Below are 23,696 nucleotides of genomic sequence, written 5' to 3'. Positions count from 1 at the left end.
TGCCATTTTAGCATTTTAATTTTTAAATTTCACTCATAAATTTTAAAGCCAACATAAGTTATAATCGCGAGAAATTTTAACAAAAAAAGGTTCTTATGAAAAGACTTGCTATTGCTTTTTCTGGCCCTTCAAATAGCGGGAAAACGACTCTTATTTTAAAGGTAGCAAAAAAATTTATAGATGATGGTTTGAAAGTCGCGATAGTAAAACACGACCCTGGTGATAAGGCCAAATTTGACGTTGAGGGCAAGGATAGCTTTAAATTTTCTCAAACTGGAGCAGATGTGGTGGTGATGAGTCCGACTAGAACAACTTATTTCTCACAAAATCCACAAGAAATTAGCGACGTCATTAAAATGCTAGGTGAGTTTGACATGCTCTTAGTCGAGGGTTTAAAGACGCTTCCACTGCCAAGATTAAGTATTTTTAAAGATGAAATAGATGAAATATATCTTAGCTTTTCAGACGCGATCGCAACATATAAAAAACAAATTCCTTACGAGATAAAAAATATAAATTTAGACGATATAGACGCCATTTGTGCGTGGATAATCAAAAATGCAAAGGCTGTATAATGCAAGAATTAAATCAAATTTTTAACACCATAAAAGAGATCGCAAAAGAGATAAGCGAAGTGATAAAATACGCCGATCTTGGCTACACAACCCACGAAAACGCGACCGGCGACACACAGCTAAAGCTTGATGTCAAAAGCGACGAGATCATCACGGCTAAATTTAGCGAGCTTGCTTGCGTAAAAGCACTAATTAGCGAAGAGAAAGAAGACGCTCTTGAGATAAATAAAAACGCTAAATTTATCATCGCTTACGATCCACTTGATGGCTCAAGCTTAGTTGATGTAAATTTTGCCGTTGGCTCGATCTTTGGCATCTACGAAGACGAGGTAAAACCAGAAAAATTAATAGCCGCAGCTTACAGCATATATGGCCCAAGGCTTGAGCTTGTAATTGCTGAGAAAAAGGGCACTTTGCCTAAATTTTATAGACTTGGCAAAGATGGCGAGTTTAAATTTGTAAAAGAGCTTGAGCTAAAAGAAAAAGGCAAGCTAAACGCCACAGGAGCTACACAAAAAGGCTGGAGCCAAACGCATAGAAATTTTATAAATGAGCTGTTTAACCAAGGCTATAGGCTAAGATACTCAGGTGCTATGGTGAGCGACCTACATCAAATTTTGCTAAAAGGTGGCGGTCTTTTTAGCTATCCAGCAACGAGCGATCATCCAAATGGCAAACTAAGAGTAGTCTTTGAAGTGTTGCCATTTGCCTTCATATATGAAAACGCAAAGGGCGCAACGACAAATGGCAAAAGCCAAACGCTTTTTGATGTAAAAATAGAAAAAATTCACCAAACAACGCCATGCTTCTTTGGCTCACGTGATGAAATTTCTCTTTTGCATAAATTTTACGAGCAAAAATAATGCAAGAAGCACAAGCAAACGAGCCACTTGACGCATTTGAGCTAGCCTTAAAGCAAAAGGCAAAAATTTTGCAAGAGTGCCAAAGCCAAAAAGGGCAAAAAAGCTGCTTTAACTGCGAAGTATTTTTTGACTGCGAGACAAGAAAAGAGTATGTAAATAGCTGCTACAACTCGATGTCAAAAGGTAATACTGGCAGTGATGGTGGATTTGATTTTTAAAAATTAAAGGAAAAATATGAAAGAAAAAGCTTATATAACGACCCCAATATACTATGTAAACGACGTGCCACACATTGGCCATGCTTACACGACTATCATCGCTGATACACTTGCTAGATTTAACCGCTTGCAAGGCAAAGAGACTTACTTTATGACAGGCACAGACGAGCATGGTCAAAAGATCGAGCAAGCAGCTCGCGCTAGAGGCAAGACACCAAAAGAGTATGCTGACGAGATCAGCGCTAAATTTAGGTCACTTTGGGATGAGTTTGAAATAAGCTACGACCATTTTATAAGAACGACCGACGAAGAGCACAAACAAACCGTGCAAAATGTCTTTGAAAAGATGCAAGCAAATGGCGACATTTACAAAGGCGAATATGAGGGATTTTACTGCGTTAGCTGCGAAACTTTTTTTAACCAAAGAGATCTACTAGAAGACAACCGCTGTCCAGACTGCGGCCGTGTGACATCTTTAGTTAAAGAAGAGAGCTACTTTTTCAAGCTTTCAAAATATGAAGATGCGCTTTTAAAATGGTACGAAAATGACGAGCTTTGCGTCATCCCAAAAGGTAAGAAAAACGAGGTCGTTAGCTTTGTAAAAGGTGGACTAAAAGATCTTTCAGTAACAAGAACGAGCTTTGACTGGGGCATAAAGCTACCAAAGAGCGCAAACGATGAAAAGCACGTTATGTACGTCTGGCTTGACGCACTTATAAACTACCTAACAACACTAGGATATTCAAGAGATGACGCTAGAATGGATCTTTGGCCATACACTACTCACATCGTTGGCAAAGATATTTTACGCTTTCACGCAGTTTACTGGCCGGCATTTTTGATGAGCCTTGGCTTGCCACTACCAAAACACATAGCAGCGCACGGCTGGTGGACCATAAATGGCGAAAAGATGAGCAAAAGTAAGGGCAATGTCATAAACCCAAGAGAGGTCGCAAATGCTTACGGACTTGAAAATTTTAGATACTTTTTGCTTAGAGAGGTGCCATTTGGTCAAGATGGCGATTACAGCCAAAAGGCTTTGATTGAGCGTATAAATTCAGAACTTGGCAACGGACTTGGCAACCTGCTAAGCCGCATTGTTGGCATGAGCTCAAAGTATAGCGACTATAAAATTGACTCAAAAGATGTACTCAAATTTCACAAAGCCGAGCTTGATGAGGCAAAAGGCTATCTTGATGAGGCTATTAAAAATTTAGAGAATTTAGCTACAAATCGCTACTTAGAGGATCTTTGGAAGGTCGTAACGCTTGCAAACGCAGCCGTTGCAAAATATGAGCCATGGTCACTTGTAAAAGCTGGCAAAACTGACGAGGCAAACGCGCTTGTGGCACTTTGCGCAAATTTACTTGCAAAAGTAGCGATACTACTTAGTCCAGCTATGCCAAAAACTTGTACTAAGATAGCTGACACGCTTGGCTTTAGCATAGACACAACATCTTATGAAAGTTTTGTTTTGAAAAATGAAATTTCAAATTTTGTAGCAAAAGCTACCGAGCCGCTTTTCCCAAGAATAGAAAAAGAACTAATGGGCGAAACAAGCGAGCCAAAGGTAGAGGTAAAAGCTGAGCCAAAAGAGGAGAAAAAAGAGGACGAGATCATTAGCATTGATGACTTTGCCAAGATTGTGATAAAAGTTGGCGAAGTGCTTGAATGCGAGAGGGTCGAGGGCAGCGATAAACTGCTTAAATTTAAGATAGATCTTGGCGAGGAGCAGCCGCGTCAAATTCTATCTGGCATTGCAAAATACTACGAGCCTAGCTCGCTTATCGGCAAACAAGTTTGCGTTTTAGCAAATTTAAAAGAGCGAACAATGATGAAAAAATATGTCTCTCAAGGCATGATCCTAAGCGCATCTGATGGCTCGCTAACGCTTCTTGGTACGCAAGGTAAAGTTAAAAATGGCGCGATCGTTGGTTAAATGACAATAGAAAATTTAACTCGTCTAATAAATGCCGAGGCTCTAAATGCACCGACGATAACTAGCGTAAGTGAATTTGTTTTCGAGATAAAGCATGTAAGACGTGGCTTTGCATATATTTGCTTAAACGCAAATGATAGCGACATAGAAACAGCGATTAAACAAGGCGCATACGCCATAATTAGCGAAGACAATGTGCCAATTATCGACAAAGAGATCGCTTTTTTAAAAGTTAGTAGCTTACAAACCGCCATGATAAAACTCATGAGATTTGAGGCTACTCATAAAGATTTAAAATTTTGCGCCGTAAATCCTTTTATAAATGACTTTTTAGAAAAATCAAAACTTGGCTCTAACGCACACGTCATGTCAAAAAATATCGATGAGCTTTTTAATCAAATTTTTCACGCAAAGGTCTTTGATATCTTTTTCGGCGATGATACAAGAACACTTCAGCGAATATCACCTCTTTTTGAGACCATTTACACAGATACAACTATGCACGAGATAAATCCAAGCTCGATCTTTTTTACAAACACAGTCTTTAAGCAAACATACTATCAAAACTTAAACATACCACGAGTTTTTGCTGGAATGTTTTATGGGCTCTTAAAATTTCTTGATAGTAATAAAATTTCATTTAAGCCTTATGAAGGTAGGATTCACGGGCATTTTGACCCGATTTTTATAGATAAAAATTTTATTCCTACTAGTTTTGGAAATAGCTTTAGAGCCATAATTACTGAAAGCGATGAAGATTTATTCATAAGCCAAAGTATATTTTTAAATAAAAAATTTAGCCCTGATGAGATAAAAATTTGCTTGCCAGAAGGCTCGTTATTAAAAGTACAAAATGCAATCTACTTTCAAAATTTAAGCGAGATAAAAAAGCTTAAAAATTTTATCTATATATTGATTTTATGCCAAAAAGAGGAGCTTTTAGAAGAGCTTCACAAAACATCTGAAGAAAATCTACTCTTTTAAGTTTTTATTATTTATAAGATCAATTAGCCTAACGTCCTCGCTTCTTACGATTAGACTTTTAGGTAGCTCAAATTTCTTGATAACCTCGCACTCTTTTTCTCTCATTTCGCCATCATCTTTTTCATGATCAAATCCTAATATATGAAGCAATCCATGTGTAAAAAGTAGTGCAGTTTCGGCCTCTTCGCTATGATTTAGCTCAGCAGCTTTCTCTTTTACCATATCTTTGTTTATAACGATTGAGCCAAGTGGGGCGTGAATGACAAGCTCAAGCGGAAAGCTTAAAACATCTGTCGTTTTATCAATGCCTCGCTCAGTTTTATTTAGTTCTCTCATCTCTTCTTTATCAACAAAAACTAGCTCGATTTCTCCTAGTGTCAAATACTCACAAATTTCATCTAAAATTTTTGGATAGCTCTCTTCGCAAAGTATCATTTTAGGCTCTTTCCTTAGTAACTTTTTGTATAATTCTAGCAAAAATAAAAGGCAAAATATGAAAAAAGCGGTTTGTATAATGAGTGGCGGCATGGATAGTACGCTTTGTGCTGTAATGGCAAAAAAGGCTGGATATGATATCGTAGCGCTTCATTTTGACTATGGACAAAGGACGATGAAACGTGAAAAACGTGCATTTAACGAAATTTGTGAAAGATTAGGCATTACAAAAAAGATGAGTTTGGATGTTAGCTTTATTGCCCAAATAGGCGGAAATTCTTTAACCGATGAAAGCTTGCAAATAAGAAAAGATGGAGTAGAAAAAGATGTGCCAAATACCTATGTGCCTTTTCGAAATGGTATTTTTATCTCGGTCGCTGCCGCACTTGCTGAAAAAGAAAATGCACAAGCTATCTATATCGGTGTCGTAGAAGAAGATAGTTCAGGCTATCCTGACTGCAAAGAAAGCTTCATAAAAAGCATAAACGAGGCTATAAATTTGGGTACATCGCCTAGTTTTTCGTGTGAGATAATTACTCCACTTGTAAATTTAAGTAAGGCTGACATCGTAGCAAAATCTCTTGAGCTTGGCTCGCCGCTAGAGCTCACTTGGAGTTGCTACGAGAGCGAGGATGAGGCATGCGGACTTTGCGATAGCTGCAGGCTAAGACTAAATGGCTTTAAAAAGGCAAACGCCACTGATAAAATCGCATATAAAAATCAAAAATTTTCCTTATGAGCCTCTAAAAGTGGCAAAGAGATATCTTGCTTTGCTACGTTTTACTATATTTAAACATTTTGGAAATTGATATTTTTCCTAATCACCACATTTTGTTAAGATTTAAAGATATATCAACGTTTAGACTCTTGCTACCTATCAAAAACATAAATTCTTAGTCAAGCTTGCCAAAATTTAATAAAGAAGATTAAAAAGTAGTTAATAAATTTAGCCAAGGGTACAGTAAAAATTTCTAAGTAAGCGGTCACTACCACGGCTTTTTAGTGATCTTTATTTTTTCTTACTGTCTTGTTTTTTATTTTGATCGCTTTGGATTTTTTCTAAATTTATATATCCCATTTCAACGAGTTTATTATAAATTTGAGCGATTTTTGGTCCAGCAGCACTTCCGCCATGGCCACCATGCTCAATAACCATTGTGATGACATATTGCGGATCTTCATAAGGCGCATATGTAGTCATCCATGCATGAGATCTTTGCAAATACGCCATATCCTCTTCTTTCATACGTTTCTTTTCAGTTTGAGAAATTCCAACGACCTGGGCAGTACCTGTCTTTGCGGCAACTTTAACTAGGCTTCCAATAAAATGCCTATTTGCCGTACCTCTTGGGTGGTTTGCCACTTCGTACATTGCATGCCTAATGGCTGGTAACTGTGATTTTTCAAACGGTGTAAAAGCATCGTCTGTTGGCGTAAAATCAACATCCTTGCCATCAATGCTCTTTAAAAAATGTGGAGTCACATTTAGCCCAGTTGCAAGGCCTGCTGTATATTTTGCCACTTGCATAGGCGTGACCAAGAAATTTCCCTGACCGATAGAAGTAATGAGGGTCTCGCCTTGAAACCACGCTTTGCCATACTTCCTCATCTTCCACTCTCTACTTGGCAAAGTCCCCACAAACTCATTTGGCAAATCAACCTCGGTTTTTCTACCAAATCCCATACGCTCAAGTATCGGAACAATGGCATCTATGCCGATCTTTTGACTACCTTTATAAAAATAGTCATCACAACTCTCCCTAATTGCCGTATTCATATTAACATTTCCATGTCCGTGAGAGTTCCAGCAGCGAAATTTACGTCCTCCAAGCTCATATGAGCCACTACAAAAAAAGCTATCGTATTTACTCATGCCATTATCCAAAAATGCAAGCGCCATACCCATTTTTACGACCGAGCCTGGCGGATAAAGGCCGTTTATTAGCTTATTTGTAAAAGGGTGATCGACGTTTTTTACAAGCTCTTCCCATTCAGGTTGAGAAATTCCAAGCACAAATGGATTTAGATCATACTCTGGAAAGCTACCAGCAGCTATGATAGCGCCGTCTTTTAGACTCATAACGATAACGCTTCCTGCATCCTTGCCAAAGACATCGGCCACAAACTGCTGAAGCTCAAGATCGACTGCAAGCTTGATGTTTTGACTTTGTGGTGCTTGATAGTTTATCTGCTCGATCTCTTCATTTAAGGCATTTACCTTTATCTTTTTAAATCCTTGAATTCCTTGTAAGATCGGATTATAAAACCGCTCCACACCACTTCTTCCAATGTAATTTGTAAGCTTAGTCAAAGGATCATTTTCCATATCTTTTTGATTTGCCCTACCGACATAGCCGATGATGTGAGAAGCTAGGTCGTTATACGGATAGTGGCGTTTTGAAGCGGGCCTTATCTCTAAATTTTCACGCAAAGAAAGTGATGCAAAAAATGGCAAAAATTTATCATAATCAATAAATTCAACCACATTTATAAAATCTTGGTTATAAGCTGAGTCATTTTTTATGTATTCATTTTTAAGCTTTGTAACATTTAGATCGCTAAATAGTGAGCCAATGTAAGCTAGCTCATCATCTAAAATTTTTACCTTTTTATTAGCACTTAAATGAGGTCTAATGGATACCGAAAAACCAAGACGATTAACAGCCATTGGCTTATCATGTGCGTCAAAGATGATACCCCTAACTGGCGGAATATAAATAGTCTTTATCGCGTTTTGTTCTGCGATCTCGTTGTAGTAGGTATTTGAGTTTATGCTTAGGTGATAAATTCGTCCCAAAAGTATAATCCAAAAAAGAGCGATCACACTAAAGACGATGCGCATCCTCATAGCACTTTATCCCTAAAAAGAACGATAGCAAGGATACTTTCAAATGCTATAAAAAATAGATATTCAGACGAAAATGTTAAATTTTGCTCATTCAAAACGTAAGCAAATAGATTATTTACAAGAAATGTTAAAGTATATCCAGCTGCTACAAAGATGATAAGTAGGCAATTTCGCCACTTCATCGTGGTATAGAGCCAGTCTAAAATAAAATTATAAAAAAGCAAAAAGGCAATAATCGTTGAAAAAAGATGAAATCCATGAATTTGCTCAGCAAATATTATAAAAATTATCGCAAAGTACCAATTGTGCTTAAACTCGTCGTATTGCTTTTGTTTTCTTGAATACTCCAAAATCATATAAGTAAAAAAAATACCAATGAGTGGCGGCAAGAAACCAAATTGCGTAGTTGCGATCTCATATGAGAATAAAAAAACAGCCCACCAAAATTCTTTAAAAATTTTAATATCTAAGCTGCTTATGGTTTGCATTTTATCTACCAAGAGCGTTATTTATGATAGCTTCTCTAGCCTTTTCGATACCGCTTTTATTAAGAGTTGAGACCAAGATGCCACTTGGATCAAATTTCATTACCGCACTCTTTTGGCTTTGATTTAGCTTATCGCTTTTTGTATATAAATTTAAAATTTTCTGATCAGCCCTTAAAAAGCTTTTTAGATAAGCATCCACATTTACGTCTATATCTAAATCAAAATGTCTAGCATCAATTAGATGTATAAAAAGTCTAATGTCGCTTCTAAATTTCAAAAACTCATCTAAATTTTTACGCCATTCATCATGCTTTGACTTTGCCACTTTTGCATAGCCAAAGCCTGGCAAATCAACCAAAATAAGCTTAAATTTATCTTTTTCTTCCTGCTCATCTTTTTGCTCACAAAACTCAGCCTCAAAAAAATTTATAAGCTGAGTTTTGCCAGGAATCGATGAGCTTTTGGCTAGATTTTTTTGATTTACAAGTGTATTTATGAGGCTACTTTTACCAACATTTGATCTCCCCAAAAAGACGACTTCACTTGTTACGAAGCTTGGAGCCTCTTTTATACTTGGACTTGATGTGATAAATTTAGCACTTAGTGGCCTTATCACTTATCTTTTTCCTCTACCTGAAAGATAAATTTAACAGGCTTTTTTTCATCACTGTTTACGCTATATGTGCCATCTTTTTGATTGACAACGATCTTTTCACCATAAACATTCTTATCAGTTTCTACCTCATGCAAATAGCCATTTCCACTAACAGTATAGATCTGTTTTGCTGGCTCGTATGTAAGAGTATTGCCTTTGCCATCATAGTGCTTATCTTTTATAAAAATTTTTGCTCTAGCATTGCCAGTGGCCACATATTTTATAGGCTGGCGTTTTTTGTCAAAATAGACAACCACCTTATCTGCCTTAAGCTCATCAAATGAGCCCTTTTTGATATTTACATTACCTATAAATTCACTAGTTTGCTTATTCTCATCTGCAAAAAAATCATTTGATGTGATTTCAACTTGCTCTGCATTTAAAAATGTAAAACCCAATATCACCGCTAAAATCGCTGATTTTCTTCTACCCATGCCCTTAACCCTTTTACCTGCGTTTGTTTTTTGCCAAGATCATAGCTTCCACTCTCGCCCAGTGCCTTATCATTATTTCTTATGAGCGTGAAATTTGCTTCAGATCTTACTATTTTTGTTTTTGTTCCATATATCACTTCGTCACTTATAAATCTCAAACTATCGTTGTTTTCATAGTTTGCATTCTTTTGAAAGATGATTTCGTCATTTTGTGAGATTGCTTTGTCTGAGCTTAGAAAATGTTTTAAATTTCCTCTTAAAATTTTTGCTTTAAAACTCAAAAATTCATCTTTATCATTGTATCTATTTAGCTCATCAACCTCGTAGACTCCGCTTATTTTCGTGGAATTTATCTCATAATCTATCACGTCATTTATCTGCATATTTGATATCTTTGTATCGATCTTTAAAACATTTGTAAGGTATGGATCTTGAGCTGCCAAAAATATCATCACGACACTAAAAATTGCCACGACGAAGTAGAAAATTTTTACAACCAACGCTTAGACCACTCGTCATATAAATTTTCTGATTTTATAATAAGCTCGATCATCTCTCTAACCGCGCCATTGCCACCTTTATGCTTTAGCTTTGTCTTTACGTCAAGCTCTTTTATCGCATCTTTTGGCTTAAAGCTCCAAGCAACTGCATTCAAAATTTTATAGTCATTGTAATCATCGCCGATAGCTGCTGCATTTTTAAAGCTAAGCCCTTCAAATTTTAATATCTCACTCGCCACTTCAAATTTATCACCAACACCTTGATAGACGTGATTTATCTTTAGATCCTCTGCTCTTCGCTCAACGATGGCTGACTTTCTGCCTGTAATGATAGCTACTTTTTTACCAAGCTTTAGCCAGCTTTCTATCGCGTAGCCATCTTTTACATCAAAAAATTTAAGCTCTTCGCCATTTGCATTGTAGATGATCTTGCCATCAGTCAGGCACCCATCAATATCTAAAAAAATAATCTCTATCATAAAACACCCTTTGTACTTGGTGTGCCTATCCTTGCGTTTTTAGCAAGCGCCCTACGAAGTGCGACGGCAAATGATTTAAATGTTGCTTCGATGATGTGATGAGTATTTTTGCCACGAATTTGATTTAGATGAAGAGTGATGGCTGAATTTATCGCAACTGCTCTAAAAAACTCTTCCACAAGCTCCGTGTCAAACTCGCCAACCTTGGCATTTTCATTAAAATTTTCATATGCAAGGTAAGCTCTGTTGCTAAGATCTAGTGTGCAAAAAACAGCCGCCTCATCCATAACAACGCTTGCCTCGCCAAATCTCTCAACACCACTTAAAGGATACAAGGCCTCTTTTAAAAGCTGACCCAAAACTATGCCTACATCCTCAACGCTGTGGTGAAAATCCACATGCGTGTCGCCCTTGCATGAAATTTCAAGATCAAGCAAAGAATGCTTTGTAAAAGCTTCAAGCATATGGTCAAAAAAGCCAATGCCAGTATCTATCTTTGCAACCCCGGAGCCATAAATTTTAAGCTTCATTGAGATTTGTGTCTCTTTTGTATTTCTAGTTAGTTCTAAAATTTCTTCTCTCACGCCCTAACCTCTTACTATAAATGCACCTTGGAATTTACCGCTTCTTGCGTAATCTCTAGCCTCGTCCTCACTTCTAAAGCCATTTAAAAATACTCTATAAATGGTCGAGCCGTCTATGGTAAATGTCTTAACTACCGACTTATAGCCATCTATACTTTGATGCTCTCTTTGATATCTATTTGCGCCCTCAAGGTTTTTAAATGAGCCAATTTGCACCATAAAATCTCCACCTATGACTCGTTGCTCTGACGAAATAATAATGCCTCCAGTTGGAGCTGTCGGAGAAACTGGATTTGGCACTTTTATGCCAGTGCTTGTCGGTTTTGTTTGAGTGTTAATGCTTGCAACAGCATTAATATCTTCATTAAAGCCTATGACTTCCATACTGACTGGAGCTGTGCCTGTACCGATAATATCAAGTTTAGTTGCAGCCGCCTTTGAAAGGTCTAAAACTCTATCAGCCACAAAAGGTCCACGATCATTTACGCGAACAATGACGCTTTTTTGATTTCTTAAATTTGTTACTTTAAGGATCGTATTCATCGGCAAAGTTTTGTGTGCAACAGTCATGTTGTACATATTATAAATTTCGCCGTTTGAGGTTGTTTTGCCATGAAAATTTGGACCATACCAGCTTGCCGTACCACTTGCCTTATCACCAACGCTTACAACGGTTGGGTAGTATGTTTTGCCATTTATCGTGTAAGGCCTCATTGTTGCTTTTTGGATAGAAGCTGAATTGTTGCCCTTTACATTAGTTGGGCCACTTGGTGTAAATGGTGCCCCGCTCCAAGAGCAACCAGTAACTAGAAGAGTAAAACTTAGTCCTATATAAAATTTTAGGCTCTTATGGTATGACAATATTTGCTCCAACATTTAAATTTGAACTAGCAAAAGAATTTGCATCTTTTAAATCTTTTTCGCTCACATTAAATTTTTTAGATAAAGAAGCTATCGTATCACCAGTTTGGACTATATAGTTTTGAGATTTATTTTGTGCGGAAAATGGAATAATTAGTTTTTGATTATAGCTTACGGCATTTGTGCTAAGTTCGTTGTAGTCCTTGATTGCTCTATGGCTAACACCTGTTTTTTTAGAGATAGAAAGTAATGTTTCGCCTTTTTTTACAACGTAGGCATAAAAATTATTTTTACCATTAAATGGCTTGAAATTTTCTGCAAAAAGCTGCTTTTTATTTTCAGGGATATAAACATAATAATCTTTTAGAGTTGGTGGAGTAAATACAAATTTTAAGTGCGGATTGTTGTTTTTCATTTTTTTTGTACTAAGACCGATACTATCGCCTATTTGAGCTAAATTTGTACCACCAGGTACTTTTACTTTTACAAGCTTTAGTCCTCCGTTTATGTTTAACAAAGATGAATCTTTAGACATCAAGAAGTCTGCGTCTTTTGCGGTATATGCTGCTCTTAAAATTTTGATAACAAAATTTCTAGTTTCGGCTGGAAGGTATTTTTTCTCTGCATCAAGAAGTGTTACAAGATCATCTGTGCCAGCTTTTTGTATGGCTCTTTTTAAGGCACCATCACCACAGTTATAGGCCATAGCTGCTAAATACCACTTACCAAATTGATTTTTAAGCGACTTTAGATAATTTGTTGCTGCAATAGTAGACTCTACTGGATCTTTTCTCTCATCGACATACTGTCCTACCTTTAGACCATGCAGTCTAGCCGTTTGCTCCATAAACTGCCACATGCCAGTAGCTTTTGCGTTTGAGACTGTGTGATTTGAAAAGCCTGATTCTATCATAGCTAGATAAAAGAATGACTCGGGTACGCCTGATTTTTTGATCTGCTCTTTTACCATCGGTATATACATATAACCATTTTTTAGAGCTTCTGTAAATGTTTCAAGTTGTGATTGTTTGATACCTTGCCTCATCTTTGCATAGTGAGAAGTCTTCATAAAGCTAGCGTCAATATCCAGCTCTTTTAAAATTTTTACCTGAGTGTCGTATGAGCTTTTTTCAGGTGTATTTGCTAGTAGCAAGGTACTACATGCAAACATTAAAAATATTTTAAGCATTGCTTTCATTTCTATCCTTTTTCGTGTCAAAGCTTAATGATGCTAACATCTTAAGCAAGCGCAATGCCCAAATTTTAGGCAAAACACTTAAATAACCTTTTGGCATTATCTGAAGTTTTTTCGCAAACAACTTCAAATTCAAGGTTTAAAATTTCAGCTATCTTTTTAGCAACAAATGTCGTAAACGCCGGCTCATTTCTCTTACCACGATTTGGCTCTGGCGTGAGATAAGGAGCGTCAGTTTCAATAACTATCCTATCAAATGGGATTTTTGGCAAAATTTCGACTAAATTTTTAGCATTTTTAAATGTTAAAACACCGCCTATGCCAAAGTAAAAATTCCCAAATCTACAAAGCTCTAAAAGAAGTGGTGAAGCATTATAACAATGCAAAATCGCTCCAGCTTCAAGCTTTGGTGCATACTCTTTTAAGATGTTAAAAGAGTCCTCATTAGCCTCCCTAATGTGAAGAATAACGGGTTTTTTTAACTCAACAGCCAAATCAAGTTGAGCTAAAAAAATACGTTTTTGATCCTCTTTTTCTTTTAACTTTTCACTTTCATCTTTTGGTAAGCGAAAGTAGTCCAGACCGCATTCACCCATTGCCACACACTTTTCATCTTTGGCAAAATTTCTTAAAATTTCAATACTAAAACTCTCTTTATCATATGGATGAACTCCAGCGGCAAAGAAAATGTCAGAATTTTCATGCGCTATTTTAGCCGCTTTTGGTAAATCATTGATATCAGCTCCCGGGATAATAAAGCCTTTTAGCCCTAAATTTCTAGCTTCATCTAAAATTTTATCAAGGTCAGGATCATAAACTTTACTATCTAAATGACAATGCGTATCTATAATCATAAAGCTATTTCTACTCTATTTCTACCATTTTCTTTTGCGGTGTAAAGTGCTGAATCGCAAGCCTCAAGCATATCGTCTATCTCGCAATGCCCATTGCCAAAAGATACACCTATTGATATAGTAACTTTTACTTTTTCCTTTTTTATAGTTACTTCATTTTCAGCCACTTTGGCTCGTAAATTTACAAAAAATTTAACAGCTTCTTCTTGGCTTATCTTTTTAAGCACAACGCAAAATTCTTCGCCGCCAAATCTAGCAACAATATCACTTCCTTTTGTATTGTCATTTAAACTTTTTGCGATTGATTTTAGTATCCTGTCTCCCCCATCATGGCCATATGTATCATTTATCTTCTTAAAATAATCAATATCAATCATTGCAAAAGCATAAGGCTCATTGGTCTCTTCAGCTGCTTGGACATACTCTTCCACGTCGGAATAAAAAAATCTTCTATTATAAACTCCGGTTAAGAAGTCGCGATTTGCAAAATTTGCTATCTTGTTTATATTTTCCATCGCTTCAATCGTATTATTAACACGGCATATTAGCTCTTCTTTTGAAAATGGCTTTGCTATAAAATCGCTCGCACCATTTTTTAAAAATATTGATGCGTCAGTCTTTTCGCTAGGAGATGTCATAACGATTACACCAAGACTATTTTTATCTTTTTCTTTTCTAACCTCTTTTAAAACTTCAAGGCCGTCTTTTACCGGCATTCTATAATCAGTTATTATAAGATTTATATCGGGATTATCCGCAAAATAATTCATTGCCTCTTCGCCATGAGCTGCGGCCAAAACTTTAAACTGAAGGCTAGTTAATATCTTTTTTATCATATTTCTAAAAGGGAGTGAGTCTTCGACAACCAAAACCTTGTATTGTCTATTTTTGCTCAGTCTATTTATCATTTGAAAGATATAGTTGATATCGTCCATATTTCCTTTATAAACATAATCAACAATATCTTTATTTATAAAATTTTGCCTTGTTTCATCATCAATGCTACCTGTTAAAACAATAGCTGAAAGTCCTTTGGAAAGCGCATAATCAACAATTTCGCCATTTGGAGCATCTGGCAAATTTAAATCCAAAATAGTCATAAAATAATCTTTATCATGCTCGCTAATTAGCGTCTTAGCCTCGGCAAAACTATATGCAACATCAATTGTCATATCATCAATGCTCTTTTCCATTTGCATAACAATCAGCTTTGCTAACGCCTTATTATCATCAACTACAAGAATTCTTTCCATATTGTTTCCATAAAAATTTTTATTAAATTAGTGACAATTTTATCAAATAAATTTATTTACAAAGCTTAAATTAATAATTTAAATTAAGCTACTTTAAAAGCCCTTTAGCAAAATTTATTGCCTCTTCGCTTATGTGCTCACCGCTTATCATACGTGCTAATTCGCTCACTCGTTCATCTTTATCAAGCTCTCTTACGACCGAGTTTTCTCCATGACGCTCTACTAAAAAGTGTGAATTTGCCTTTGAGCTAAGCTGTGGCTGATGTGAAATGGCAAAAATTTGATAAAAATTTGCAAGCTTAAGCAAAACATTTGCGATACTCATTGCCTCTTTTCCGCTTAAATTTGCATCTATTTCATCAAGTATGATGACATCACCGCCCGTTTTTGTAATCTCACTAGATGCGGCTATAAAAGCCAGTCTTAGGCGGTTTAGCTCGCCCGAACTTAAATTTTTAAGCGAAGTCTCATTTAAATTTAGACAAACCTCATCAAGTCCTAAAATATCAAGTCTTTTTTCTTCTATTTTTAGCGTAATATCTGGCATATAAAGCTCTTTTAAATATAAATTTATCATCGCTTCAAGCTCTTTTAAATTTACGCCCCTTGTCTTGCTTAAAGCGCCAGCTAGCTCATTTGCCTTTTTGCTTAAAATTTCAAATTTCTTCTCAAGCTCGCTCTTTTCAAAGCTTAAATTTTCATATCTAGCAAGCTCTTTTTCCTTTTTATCAAGTGCCTCTAGCGCCTCTTCCTCACTACCATATCGCCTAATAATAGCATTTAGTGCTTCTATCCTATCAAGCACGCTCTCAACATCGATATCGTCAAGCTCTTCCATATTTAGGCTATCTCTTGCAACCCTTAGCTCGTTCATTGCATCTTCAAAAAAGCCATTGTCAAGATCACTGATACTTAGTGCTTCATTTACGCTGTGCTCTAGCTCAAATATCCGATCAGCTCTAGCCCACGCCTCATTTATCTTATCCTTTTTACTAAGCCTTTTTTTAGTCTCCATAAGCTCTTCAAACTCGCCTTTTTTAGGCCCAACATTTCTTATCTTCTCGATCTCAAAGCTAGCAAGCTCCTTTAGCTCCTTGACCTTTTTCTCTTCCTCTTTTATAGTGGCTAGCTCTTTTGAAATTTTAGAAAATTCCAAAAAGGCCTCTTCAAATTCCTGCTTTATCTCTTTAAATTTCTCATTTTTCGAAATTTCTAGCCTGTCAAGCAAATTTAGAAATTTCTCATTTTCAAACTCGTTTGCCTCTTTTGCCGAGAGATATTTGATATGCTCACGCGCCACTTGGGCTAAATTTTTCTTTGAGATGGCTTGTTGGTTTATAAAATATCTCGTGCTTTTATCTTTTAAAAGCTTGAAAATATTGACCTCTTCGTTTTCTATGCCAAACTCATCAAGCTCAAATTTATGCTCCACGTCAGCTTCTATCAGCCTTGCCTCGCTATCTTTTAGCCCAAAAACAGCCATTATGGCGCTCATTAGCACCGACTTACCAGCGCCGCTAACGCCCGTAAATACACTAAGACCCTCTTTGAAATTTAGCTCGACATTTTTAAAATTTAGATAATCTTTAATCAAAATTCGATCAATCATTATAACCCCAGTGAAGTTTCTCTTTTAAAATTTGAAAATAATCTCTACCGATATGGCGTATCAGCCTCGCTTTTTTGTTGCTAAGGCTCATGCTAACGGCCGAAATTTTACTCATATCAAACCTATCTTGACCATCAAGTACCAAAATCGCATCGCTATTTGTTCTAAATTTAACCGTATGATTTTTCGTGAGTACGACTGGACGCTGTGTAAGTGAGTGCGAGCAGATAGGAGTTACTGTAAAAACTTCGCTTAATGGATAGATAATAGGGCCATTTGCACTCATGTTATATGCCGTTGTTCCAGCAGGTGTCGCCACTATAACGCCGTCTCCAAAATATGAATTAAAATATTTTTCATTTAAAAGTGCCTCGATATGCGTCATCGAACCACCATTTTTACTAACGATAACCGCGTCATTAAATGCTACCTTTTGCTCGGTTTTGCCATCATTTTTGTGAAGCGTCACATCAAGCATAAAAGGCGTTTCTACTTCAAATTTATCATCAAAAAAGTCTTTAAAAAATTTCTCACTCTCATTTATCGTGATATCTGTCAAAAAGCCTAGCCTACCAGCATGTATGCCAAGGACAAGCGGTGAGATATGAGCTAGTTTTCTACAAGTTGAGATTATGGTGCCATCTCCGCCAAGAGTGATTAAAAATTCACACTCTTTAGCTAATTTTATAAGCTCAAAACCACTCTTTTCTATGCGCTTAGCACAATTTTTTTCAAGCAAAATTTCTGCGTTATACTTTTTTAAAATTTTTTCCAGCTTTGCTAAATCCTGCTTAAATAATGGATAATCTTTGGCGATAAGCCCCACTTTTTTGGCGTTTGCGGTATTAAATTTTTGTTCATTTTTCATAGAAATGATTGTAACATATTTTATTTTAACAAAGCTTTTCAAAAGAAAAAAGCGATTATAATTGCCTAAAAAACATTGCAAAGGAGCATTTTATGCGAAGTCATTATTGCACCGATCTTAGCAAAGCTGATATCGGCAAAGAAGTAATACTTTGTGGCTGGGCAAACACATATAGAGACCACGGAGGCGTTATCTTTATCGACTTAAGAGATGTTAGTGGGCTTATACAGTTAGTTTGTGACCCAGCTGACAGCAAAGAAGCACATGACGTGGCTGCAAAAGTAAGAGATGAATATGTCTTAAAAGCAAAAGGAAAAGTAAGGGCTAGAGGCGAAGGACTAACCAATTCAAAGCTAAAAACTGGTGAGATAGAAGTAATAGTAAGTGAGCTAATCATCGAAAATCCAAGCGAGCCACTACCATTTATGATAGGCGATGAGAGCGTAAATGAGGACATCAGACTAAAATACCGCTTTTTAGACCTTAGAAGTGAACGCTTGCAAAATATCTTTAAAATGCGTTCTCGCGCGGCGATAGCAGCTAGAAACAGCCTAGACAAAATGGGCTTTATCGAGTTTGAAACTCCAGTTTTAACACGTGCAACACCAGAAGGTGCGAGAGACTACCTAGTACCAAGCCGTGTATATCCAGGTCAGTTTTATGCGCTACCACAAAGCCCACAGCTATTTAAGCAGCTTTTGATGTGTTCTGGTTTTGATAAGTATTTTCAGATAGCAAAATGCTTCCGTGACGAGGACTTAAGGGCTGATCGCCAACCAGAATTTACTCAAATAGATATCGAAATGAGCTTTGTGGAGCAAGAAGATATCATAAATATGGCTGAAACGATGCTAAAAGACATCTTTAAAGCCTGCGGATACGATATCAAAACGCCATTTAGACGCATGAGCTACAAAGAGGCCACTGAGACTTACGGCTCAGACAAGCCTGATCTTAGATACGATCTAAAAATGATCGATGTTATCGATATTTTCGAGCACTCAAGCAATGAAATTTTTAGCTCTATCGCAAAAGATAAGAAGAAAAATCGCATCAAAGCACTAAAAGTGCCAAATGGCGACAACATCTTTAGTAAGCGCGAGATGAATAGATTTGAGGAGTTTGTACGTAAATTTGGTGCACAAGGTCTTGGCTACTTCCAAATGAAAGAAGAAGGACTAAAAGGCCCACTTTGTAAATTTTTCGAGCAAAGCGATCTTGACGAGATCGTCTCAAGATGTGAACTAAAAGTTGGTGACGTCGTATTCTTTGGTGCTGGCAAGAAAAAGATCGTGCTTGATTATATGGGAAGATTTAGAATTTTCCTAGCTGAGCAAATGGGCATCATCGATCAAGACAAACTTGAGTTTTTATGGGTGCTTGACTTCCCAATGTTTGAGCAAAATGATGATGGCAGCTACTCTGCGATGCACCATCCATTCACAATGCCAAAAAATATAGACGAGCCTGATCTTGAGGACATCCTCTCTATAGCTCACGACGTCGTACTAAACGGCTTTGAGCTTGGTGGCGGAAGTATAAGAATTCACAAAAATGATATCCAACAAAAGGTCTTTAAGCTTCTTGGCATAGATGAAGAGGAGCAGCGTGAGAAATTTGGCTTCTTACTTGATGCATTGACATTTGGCGCGCCTCCGCATGGTGGTATCGCGATAGGATTTGACAGGCTAAATATGCTTGTAAATAAAGCGGGCTCGATCCGCGATGTTATAGCCTTCCCTAAAACACAGCGCGCTCAGTGCCCACTCACAAAAGCACCAAGTCACGCTAGCAACGAGCAGCTTAGAGAGCTAGGACTAAGGATAAGAGAAAAAGAGCAAAAGGCTTAAAATTTTGTTGTAATAAATTTGGACTTTTTGGATGTCTAAATTTGAGTTATTTTATTTTAAAGATTAAATTTTTGAGATAATTTTGGATGTTGTGCAGAAAATTTCATCCCAAAGCTAGACATATAGTCTGCTGCAGGGTGAAATTTTCAAACTCGTTCAAAGGTGCTCAAAAAATATAAAAAGGGAAAGAATGAAGAATTTATTTTTAATCATCGGCGCTCCAGGCAGCGGCAAAACGACAGACGCATCACTCATCGCACAGCAAGATGAAAAATTTGCACATTTTTCAACAGGCGATCTTTTAAGAGCTGAGGTTGCTAGCGGTAGCGAGCTTGGTAAGCTGATAGATGGCTTTATCTCAAAAGGAAATTTGGTTCCGCTTGATGTTGTCGTAAATGCGATCGTATCAGCCATTAAAGGCTCAGAAAAATCAAACATCATAATAGACGGCTACCCAAGAAGCGTTGAACAAATGACAGAGCTTGACAAGGTATTAAGCGAGCAAAAAGAAATTTCTCTTAAAGGCGTCATCGAAGTAGACGTTAGCGAAGATGTAGCAAGAGCAAGAGTGCTCGGCCGTGCAAGAGGCGCTGATGATAACAACGAAGTCTTTAACAACCGTATGAAAGTCTATCTTGATCCGATCAAACCTATCCGCAAATTTTACAGCGAAAAAGAGCTACTTCACGTAGTAAATGGCGAGCGTGGCATCGACGAGATCGTAGCTGACATCAAAAATTTACTAGCTAAACTTATATAATTCACAGACCTTGCATCAAAAGGTGCAAGGTTTTAAAACTTACCATTTATTAACACCAAAAATGTAATATCCTTTAAATTTAACAACCAACCAAAAAGGATAAAAATGAAAAAGATCATAACCGCTGCAATATCTGCTAGCATCGCAATAGCTGGAGGCTTCACATCAAAGCACTCAAGTGAAACGATAAGTGCAAAAGAGGCATTAAAGCTAAATGATGACGCAAAGGTCGTGCTTGAGGGCAAGATAAAGTCACACATAAAATCAGATAAGTATGAATTTATTGATAAAAATGGTGACGTCATCGTTGTTGAGATCGATAATAATAAATGGGGCAACATAACAGTCAATGAAGATACACCTTTACGAATAAGAGGTGAGATAGATAAAGACCTTACAAAAACAGAGATCGATGTAGATAGCGTAGAGGTTGTAAAGTAGTTAAATTTACGAGTATTTAATGCAAAAAATACTAAAATCACGAAAATTTCTAACACAAAGGACGAATATATGGACGTTTCAAAGATCAAATTTGGCTCAAACCCAGATAAAATCAATGCCGTAATCGAAATACCTTATGGCTCAAATATCAAATACGAGATCGATAAAGATAGCGGTGCAGTCGTTGTTGATCGCGTACTTTACTCAGCGATGTTCTATCCAGCAAACTATGGCTTTGTGCCAAATACACTTGCAGCCGATGGCGATCCAGCTGATATTTTGGTGCTAAATGAGTATCCACTCCAAGCTGGTAGCGTCATCCCTTGCCGCTTAATAGGTGTTTTGGTGATGGAAGATGAAGCAGGCATGGACGAGAAGCTTTTGGCTGTGCCAGTTACAAAGATCGATCCAAGATATGATGCGATAAAAAGCTACGAGGATCTACCAGCTGCAACACTAAATAAGATCAAAAATTTCTTTGAAACTTATAAAATTCTTGAGCCAAACAAATGGGTTAAGGTGAAAGAATTTAAAGATGCAAATACTGCAAAAGAGATTTTAGACGCTGCGATAAAAAATTATAAATAATTTATAAGCCCTATTTTAGGGCTTTTCTTTTTAAATTTGTTCGTTTTATACTCCACATAAAAAGGCTATTTTTTATATTTAGATAAGCTTTTTCTTGTATAATACGATTTTCTTTCAACTGTGGGTTCATAGCTCAGTTGGTTAGAGCATCCGGCTCATAACCGGATGGTCCCAGGTTCGAGTCCTGGTGAACCCACCACTTACTTTATCAACATTAAAAAATCAAAAATTTTTCATCACTTTTCCTTAGATTTTAAAATACTTTTAAAATACAAAAATGTTTAATAGTCCAAAATTTAAGCCAAATTTTCTAAACTCTTTCTAAAATTTCCTTGCGTTTTTGCCAATCAGGCATATAAAGCGTTAGATAGTCATAAAATTTCTTTGAGTGATTTGGATACAGCAGGTGAGCAAGCTCGTGAAATACGACATACTCGATACACACTCTTGGCTTTTTGATAAGCTCTATGTTTAAATTTATATATGATTTATAGGTGTTGCAACTCCCCCATCTTGTTTTCATCTGCCTTATTTTTACGCTTTTGATATCTTGTTTTACTATCTTGTTAAATTCTTGCAAGATATTAAAAAATATAACGTCGCCTTTTCATGATACCACTCATAGACTAAATTTTCTTTTTGCTCTAGGTCGCTTTTATCTTTAACAAAGAGCTCAAGATAGCCCATTTGTAGCTTTACGCGCTCCTCTTTAGACTGCACAACTTTAAGCCGGTAGCTTCGCCCAAGATATTTAAAGTCTTCGCCACTTACGTATTCTTTTTCGGATGTATTAAATGAGGTAAAAAACGCACGCTTTTGCGTTATCCATTTAGCTCTTTTTTTTATGATAAATTTTATATACTCATCGCTTGCCGTTTTTGGCGCCGTTAGGATCACTTCGCCATTTGGTCTAACTTTTAAGGTGATATTTTTCACCTCTTTTTTAATGATTTTCACCTCATTTAACATAAAAGCTTATCTCTATTCCACGGATAGTTTGGTAAATTTTCTCCTTCTCATCGATAGAAACGCCGTATTCGTCCTCGACATCCCAAAGGGCATCCTCCATAGCGCTTGTTATCTCATTTTCTACGTCCATATTTTTATACCACTCAGGTTTTTTTGAGGCTTCTTCGTAAATTTCATAAAATTTCATGCTCAAATTTTTAGCGACCACCTCAACATCCACAAGCTCCACATCTGCCAAAATGTCAAGCAAATTATCATAGATAGCAAATAAAATTTTCTTACCATTAAATTCTTTTGGATACCTATCTTCATTTGGCTTTAAAGCGCCAGTTATGATGTCTTTTAGCAGTTTTGCTTTGGCAAGCTTTTCTTCCTCGCTTAGCCTTTTTGCCTTGTATTCGTCGATGATATCTTGTATCTGCTGCGCTATTGATTTATAAAACGCTGGATTTGAGTCCATTTTCTCTTTTACCACCACGCTTACGGCGCTGATGATCGTATCAGCCTTTGCGTTTTTGCCCTCTACCCTTTGCACCTCATCGTCAAATTCCGTCTCAAAGATATTTACGAGTTTCGTAAGCTCATTAACCCGTTGTGCATTTACGTAAGTATCAAGCAGCTTTTGCATCTGCGCTTCGTATTTGCCAAAGTCGCAAGCCTCGTGATACCTTAGCTGCACAGCCTTTCTTAGCTCGTTATAAAATTTAACCCTCTGCTTATAAGCTTTAATCTCCTCTTCGCTTAATATGTCATAAATTTTCTCGCTAGAAAGCGCTAGCTTAAACGCCCTAGCAAACTGTGATAGCCACTCTTTAAAGTCATCTCGTTTTTGCACGTCCTCTAAAACCGCCACGTAGCTCTCCAGATCATCTTTAAATTTCACGCCGCTAAAAAGATCGTCCAAATGAGTATAGTAAGTCTTAGCCTTTATTATCTCGCTTCTTACGTCTATCACGGCTCCAGTTATATCTTCTGGGTCAAAGCCGCTTAGCGAAGCATAGCTAGTAAGCGCCTGATCAAGCTCTCCTAAAAGCCCTCTATAGTCTATGATGTAGCCATAATCTTTTCCGTCGTAAAGCCTATTTACTCTAGCTATGGCTTGAAGCAAATTATGCTCTTTTAGCTGTTTATCTATATAAAGCGTGCTTGCTCTTGGCGCGTCAAATCCCGTTAAAAGCTTATCCACGACGATGAGCAAATCTATCTCGTCGCCGTAAATAAATTTTAAGGGCTTTTTATATACGGTCGGCGTGTTTGAGTCATGCACGGGCTATATAACAGTAAAATACAGCTTGACAAAAATTAGTTTTTTTAACTTGACTCTATAATATAAATTTTCTTCTCGGTCTTACGTCAGGCTGAAAATTATATTTATGATTTTTCAAGATTTAATCTACATATGCGGCAAGTTATGTGCGATCTCGTTCTAGCCTTATGCTATTTTTT

At 36.9% G+C, this 23,696-nt stretch carries 25 protein-coding genes, 1 tRNA gene and 1 pseudogene; 11 read left to right on the top strand and 16 right to left on the bottom strand.

What is annotated here, in order from left to right; all coding sequences use genetic code 11:
• Window positions 1-95 precede the first annotated feature (95 nt).
• The 5 genes from mobB to F3G75_RS04615 are packed head-to-tail and all read left to right on the top strand — an operon-like array spanning window position 96 to window position 4,579.
• Complete coding sequence (gene mobB / locus F3G75_RS04635) at window positions 96-575, top strand: molybdopterin-guanine dinucleotide biosynthesis protein B (protein WP_149716729.1); 480 nt, start codon at window positions 96-98, stop codon at window positions 573-575.
• Window positions 575-1,438 carry a class 1 fructose-bisphosphatase gene (locus F3G75_RS04630; protein WP_262481474.1) on the top strand — a complete coding sequence of 288 codons (864 nt, stop codon included), beginning with the start codon at window positions 575-577 and terminating at the stop codon, window positions 1,436-1,438. Before mobB ends, F3G75_RS04630 begins: the two co-directional genes overlap by 1 nt.
• Window positions 1,438-1,656 carry a hypothetical protein gene (locus tag F3G75_RS04625; protein WP_149716727.1) on the top strand — a complete coding sequence of 73 codons (219 nt, stop codon included), beginning with the start codon at window positions 1,438-1,440 and terminating at the stop codon, window positions 1,654-1,656. The genes F3G75_RS04630 and F3G75_RS04625 overlap by 1 nt, the downstream gene beginning before the upstream one ends.
• A 16-nt stretch (window positions 1,657-1,672) precedes the next feature.
• Entirely contained in the window at window positions 1,673-3,595 is a 1,923-nt protein-coding gene (gene metG / locus F3G75_RS04620) for a methionine--tRNA ligase (RefSeq protein ID WP_149716726.1), read from the top strand.
• On the top strand, window positions 3,596-4,579 hold the full coding sequence (locus F3G75_RS04615; RefSeq protein WP_149716725.1) for a ferrochelatase: 984 nt from the start codon (window positions 3,596-3,598) through the stop codon (window positions 4,577-4,579).
• On the opposite strand, the gene ybeY is transcribed toward F3G75_RS04615, so the two are convergent.
• The gene (gene ybeY, locus F3G75_RS04610; protein ID WP_084108568.1) at window positions 4,568-5,014 is read right to left on the bottom strand and encodes an rRNA maturation RNase YbeY; all 447 of its coding nucleotides are present in this window, start codon (window positions 5,012-5,014) and stop codon (window positions 4,568-4,570) included. The two genes, F3G75_RS04615 and ybeY, sit on opposite strands and share 12 nt — an antisense overlap.
• A gap of 25 nt (window positions 5,015-5,039) precedes the next feature.
• On the opposite strand from ybeY, the gene queC reads away from it, so the two are divergent.
• Complete coding sequence (gene queC / locus F3G75_RS04605) at window positions 5,040-5,753, top strand: 7-cyano-7-deazaguanine synthase QueC (RefSeq protein WP_262481473.1); 714 nt, start codon at window positions 5,040-5,042, stop codon at window positions 5,751-5,753.
• A gap of 270 nt (window positions 5,754-6,023) precedes the next feature.
• Here queC and mrdA read toward each other — a convergent pair whose 3' ends face one another.
• From mrdA to F3G75_RS04540, 13 genes are all read right to left on the bottom strand, one after another.
• Complete coding sequence (gene mrdA, locus F3G75_RS04600) at window positions 6,024-7,862, bottom strand: penicillin-binding protein 2 (RefSeq protein ID WP_149716723.1); 1,839 nt, start codon at window positions 7,860-7,862, stop codon at window positions 6,024-6,026.
• Window positions 7,859-8,350 (bottom strand): hypothetical protein, encoded by a 492-nt coding sequence (locus F3G75_RS04595; protein ID WP_087586004.1) that lies wholly within the window; start codon window positions 8,348-8,350, stop codon window positions 7,859-7,861. Before F3G75_RS04595 ends, mrdA begins: the two co-directional genes overlap by 4 nt.
• A 1-nt stretch (window position 8,351) precedes the next feature.
• Window positions 8,352-8,966, bottom strand: coding sequence for a ribosome biogenesis GTP-binding protein YihA/YsxC (yihA, locus tag F3G75_RS04590; protein ID WP_149716722.1), 615 nt, complete (start codon window positions 8,964-8,966; stop codon window positions 8,352-8,354).
• A complete protein-coding gene (gene lptA / locus F3G75_RS04585) occupies window positions 8,963-9,439 on the bottom strand; it encodes a lipopolysaccharide transport periplasmic protein LptA (RefSeq protein WP_072594780.1) in 477 nt (158 codons plus the stop codon). Before lptA ends, yihA begins: the two co-directional genes overlap by 4 nt.
• Window positions 9,412-9,939, bottom strand: coding sequence for an LPS export ABC transporter periplasmic protein LptC (locus F3G75_RS04580; RefSeq protein WP_149716721.1), 528 nt, complete (start codon window positions 9,937-9,939; stop codon window positions 9,412-9,414). Before F3G75_RS04580 ends, lptA begins: the two co-directional genes overlap by 28 nt.
• Window positions 9,930-10,418 (bottom strand): KdsC family phosphatase, encoded by a 489-nt coding sequence (locus tag F3G75_RS04575; protein WP_103604770.1) that lies wholly within the window; start codon window positions 10,416-10,418, stop codon window positions 9,930-9,932. The genes F3G75_RS04580 and F3G75_RS04575 overlap by 10 nt, the downstream gene beginning before the upstream one ends.
• Complete coding sequence (hisB, locus tag F3G75_RS04570; RefSeq protein ID WP_188115391.1) at window positions 10,415-10,990, bottom strand: imidazoleglycerol-phosphate dehydratase HisB; 576 nt, start codon at window positions 10,988-10,990, stop codon at window positions 10,415-10,417. The genes F3G75_RS04575 and hisB overlap by 4 nt, the downstream gene beginning before the upstream one ends.
• A gap of 15 nt (window positions 10,991-11,005) precedes the next feature.
• Entirely contained in the window at window positions 11,006-11,863 is an 858-nt protein-coding gene (locus tag F3G75_RS04565; protein ID WP_149716719.1) for a septal ring lytic transglycosylase RlpA family protein, read from the bottom strand.
• Window positions 11,850-13,061: a lytic transglycosylase domain-containing protein gene (locus F3G75_RS04560; RefSeq protein WP_084040887.1), complete on the bottom strand. Its 1,212-nt coding sequence runs from the start codon at window positions 13,059-13,061 to the stop codon at window positions 11,850-11,852. The genes F3G75_RS04565 and F3G75_RS04560 overlap by 14 nt, the downstream gene beginning before the upstream one ends.
• Window positions 13,062-13,126: 65 nt before the next feature.
• On the bottom strand, window positions 13,127-13,912 hold the full coding sequence (locus tag F3G75_RS04555) for a TatD family hydrolase (protein WP_149716718.1): 786 nt from the start codon (window positions 13,910-13,912) through the stop codon (window positions 13,127-13,129).
• Window positions 13,909-15,165 (bottom strand): GGDEF domain-containing response regulator, encoded by a 1,257-nt coding sequence (locus F3G75_RS04550; protein WP_149716717.1) that lies wholly within the window; start codon window positions 15,163-15,165, stop codon window positions 13,909-13,911. Before F3G75_RS04550 ends, F3G75_RS04555 begins: the two co-directional genes overlap by 4 nt.
• A gap of 88 nt (window positions 15,166-15,253) precedes the next feature.
• Window positions 15,254-16,774: an AAA family ATPase gene (locus F3G75_RS04545; RefSeq protein WP_188115388.1), complete on the bottom strand. Its 1,521-nt coding sequence runs from the start codon at window positions 16,772-16,774 to the stop codon at window positions 15,254-15,256.
• Window positions 16,767-17,642 (bottom strand): NAD(+) kinase, encoded by an 876-nt coding sequence (locus tag F3G75_RS04540; RefSeq protein ID WP_149716716.1) that lies wholly within the window; start codon window positions 17,640-17,642, stop codon window positions 16,767-16,769. The genes F3G75_RS04545 and F3G75_RS04540 overlap by 8 nt, the downstream gene beginning before the upstream one ends.
• A gap of 92 nt (window positions 17,643-17,734) precedes the next feature.
• Between F3G75_RS04540 and aspS the strand changes: the two genes are divergently transcribed.
• From aspS to F3G75_RS04515, 5 genes are all read left to right on the top strand, one after another.
• Window positions 17,735-19,492 carry an aspartate--tRNA ligase gene (aspS, locus tag F3G75_RS04535; protein WP_149716715.1) on the top strand — a complete coding sequence of 586 codons (1,758 nt, stop codon included), beginning with the start codon at window positions 17,735-17,737 and terminating at the stop codon, window positions 19,490-19,492.
• A gap of 190 nt (window positions 19,493-19,682) precedes the next feature.
• On the top strand, window positions 19,683-20,252 hold the full coding sequence (locus F3G75_RS04530; RefSeq protein ID WP_149716714.1) for an adenylate kinase: 570 nt from the start codon (window positions 19,683-19,685) through the stop codon (window positions 20,250-20,252).
• 105 nt (window positions 20,253-20,357) lie between these two features.
• Window positions 20,358-20,693: a NirD/YgiW/YdeI family stress tolerance protein gene (locus tag F3G75_RS04525; protein ID WP_149716713.1), complete on the top strand. Its 336-nt coding sequence runs from the start codon at window positions 20,358-20,360 to the stop codon at window positions 20,691-20,693.
• Between the two features lie 69 nt (window positions 20,694-20,762).
• A complete protein-coding gene (gene ppa, locus F3G75_RS04520) occupies window positions 20,763-21,281 on the top strand; it encodes an inorganic diphosphatase (protein WP_149716712.1) in 519 nt (172 codons plus the stop codon).
• A gap of 122 nt (window positions 21,282-21,403) precedes the next feature.
• A tRNA-Ile gene (locus tag F3G75_RS04515) sits at window positions 21,404-21,480 on the top strand.
• 111 nt (window positions 21,481-21,591) lie between these two features.
• On the opposite strand, the pseudogene F3G75_RS04510 reads toward F3G75_RS04515, so the two are convergent.
• Window positions 21,592-22,250, bottom strand: a pseudogene (locus F3G75_RS04510) (M48 family metallopeptidase).
• A complete protein-coding gene (locus F3G75_RS04505) occupies window positions 22,240-23,517 on the bottom strand; it encodes a type I restriction enzyme subunit R domain-containing protein (RefSeq protein WP_223154341.1) in 1,278 nt (425 codons plus the stop codon). The pseudogene F3G75_RS04510 and the gene F3G75_RS04505 overlap by 11 nt, the downstream one beginning before the upstream one ends.
• Window positions 23,518-23,696 lie beyond the last annotated feature (179 nt).

The organism is Campylobacter concisus, from assembly GCF_902460705.1.
Classification (GTDB): domain Bacteria; phylum Campylobacterota; class Campylobacteria; order Campylobacterales; family Campylobacteraceae; genus Campylobacter_A; species Campylobacter_A concisus_Z.
Note: the sequence above shows the minus strand (reverse complement) of the source record. Positions and strands in the feature narration are given on the sequence as shown.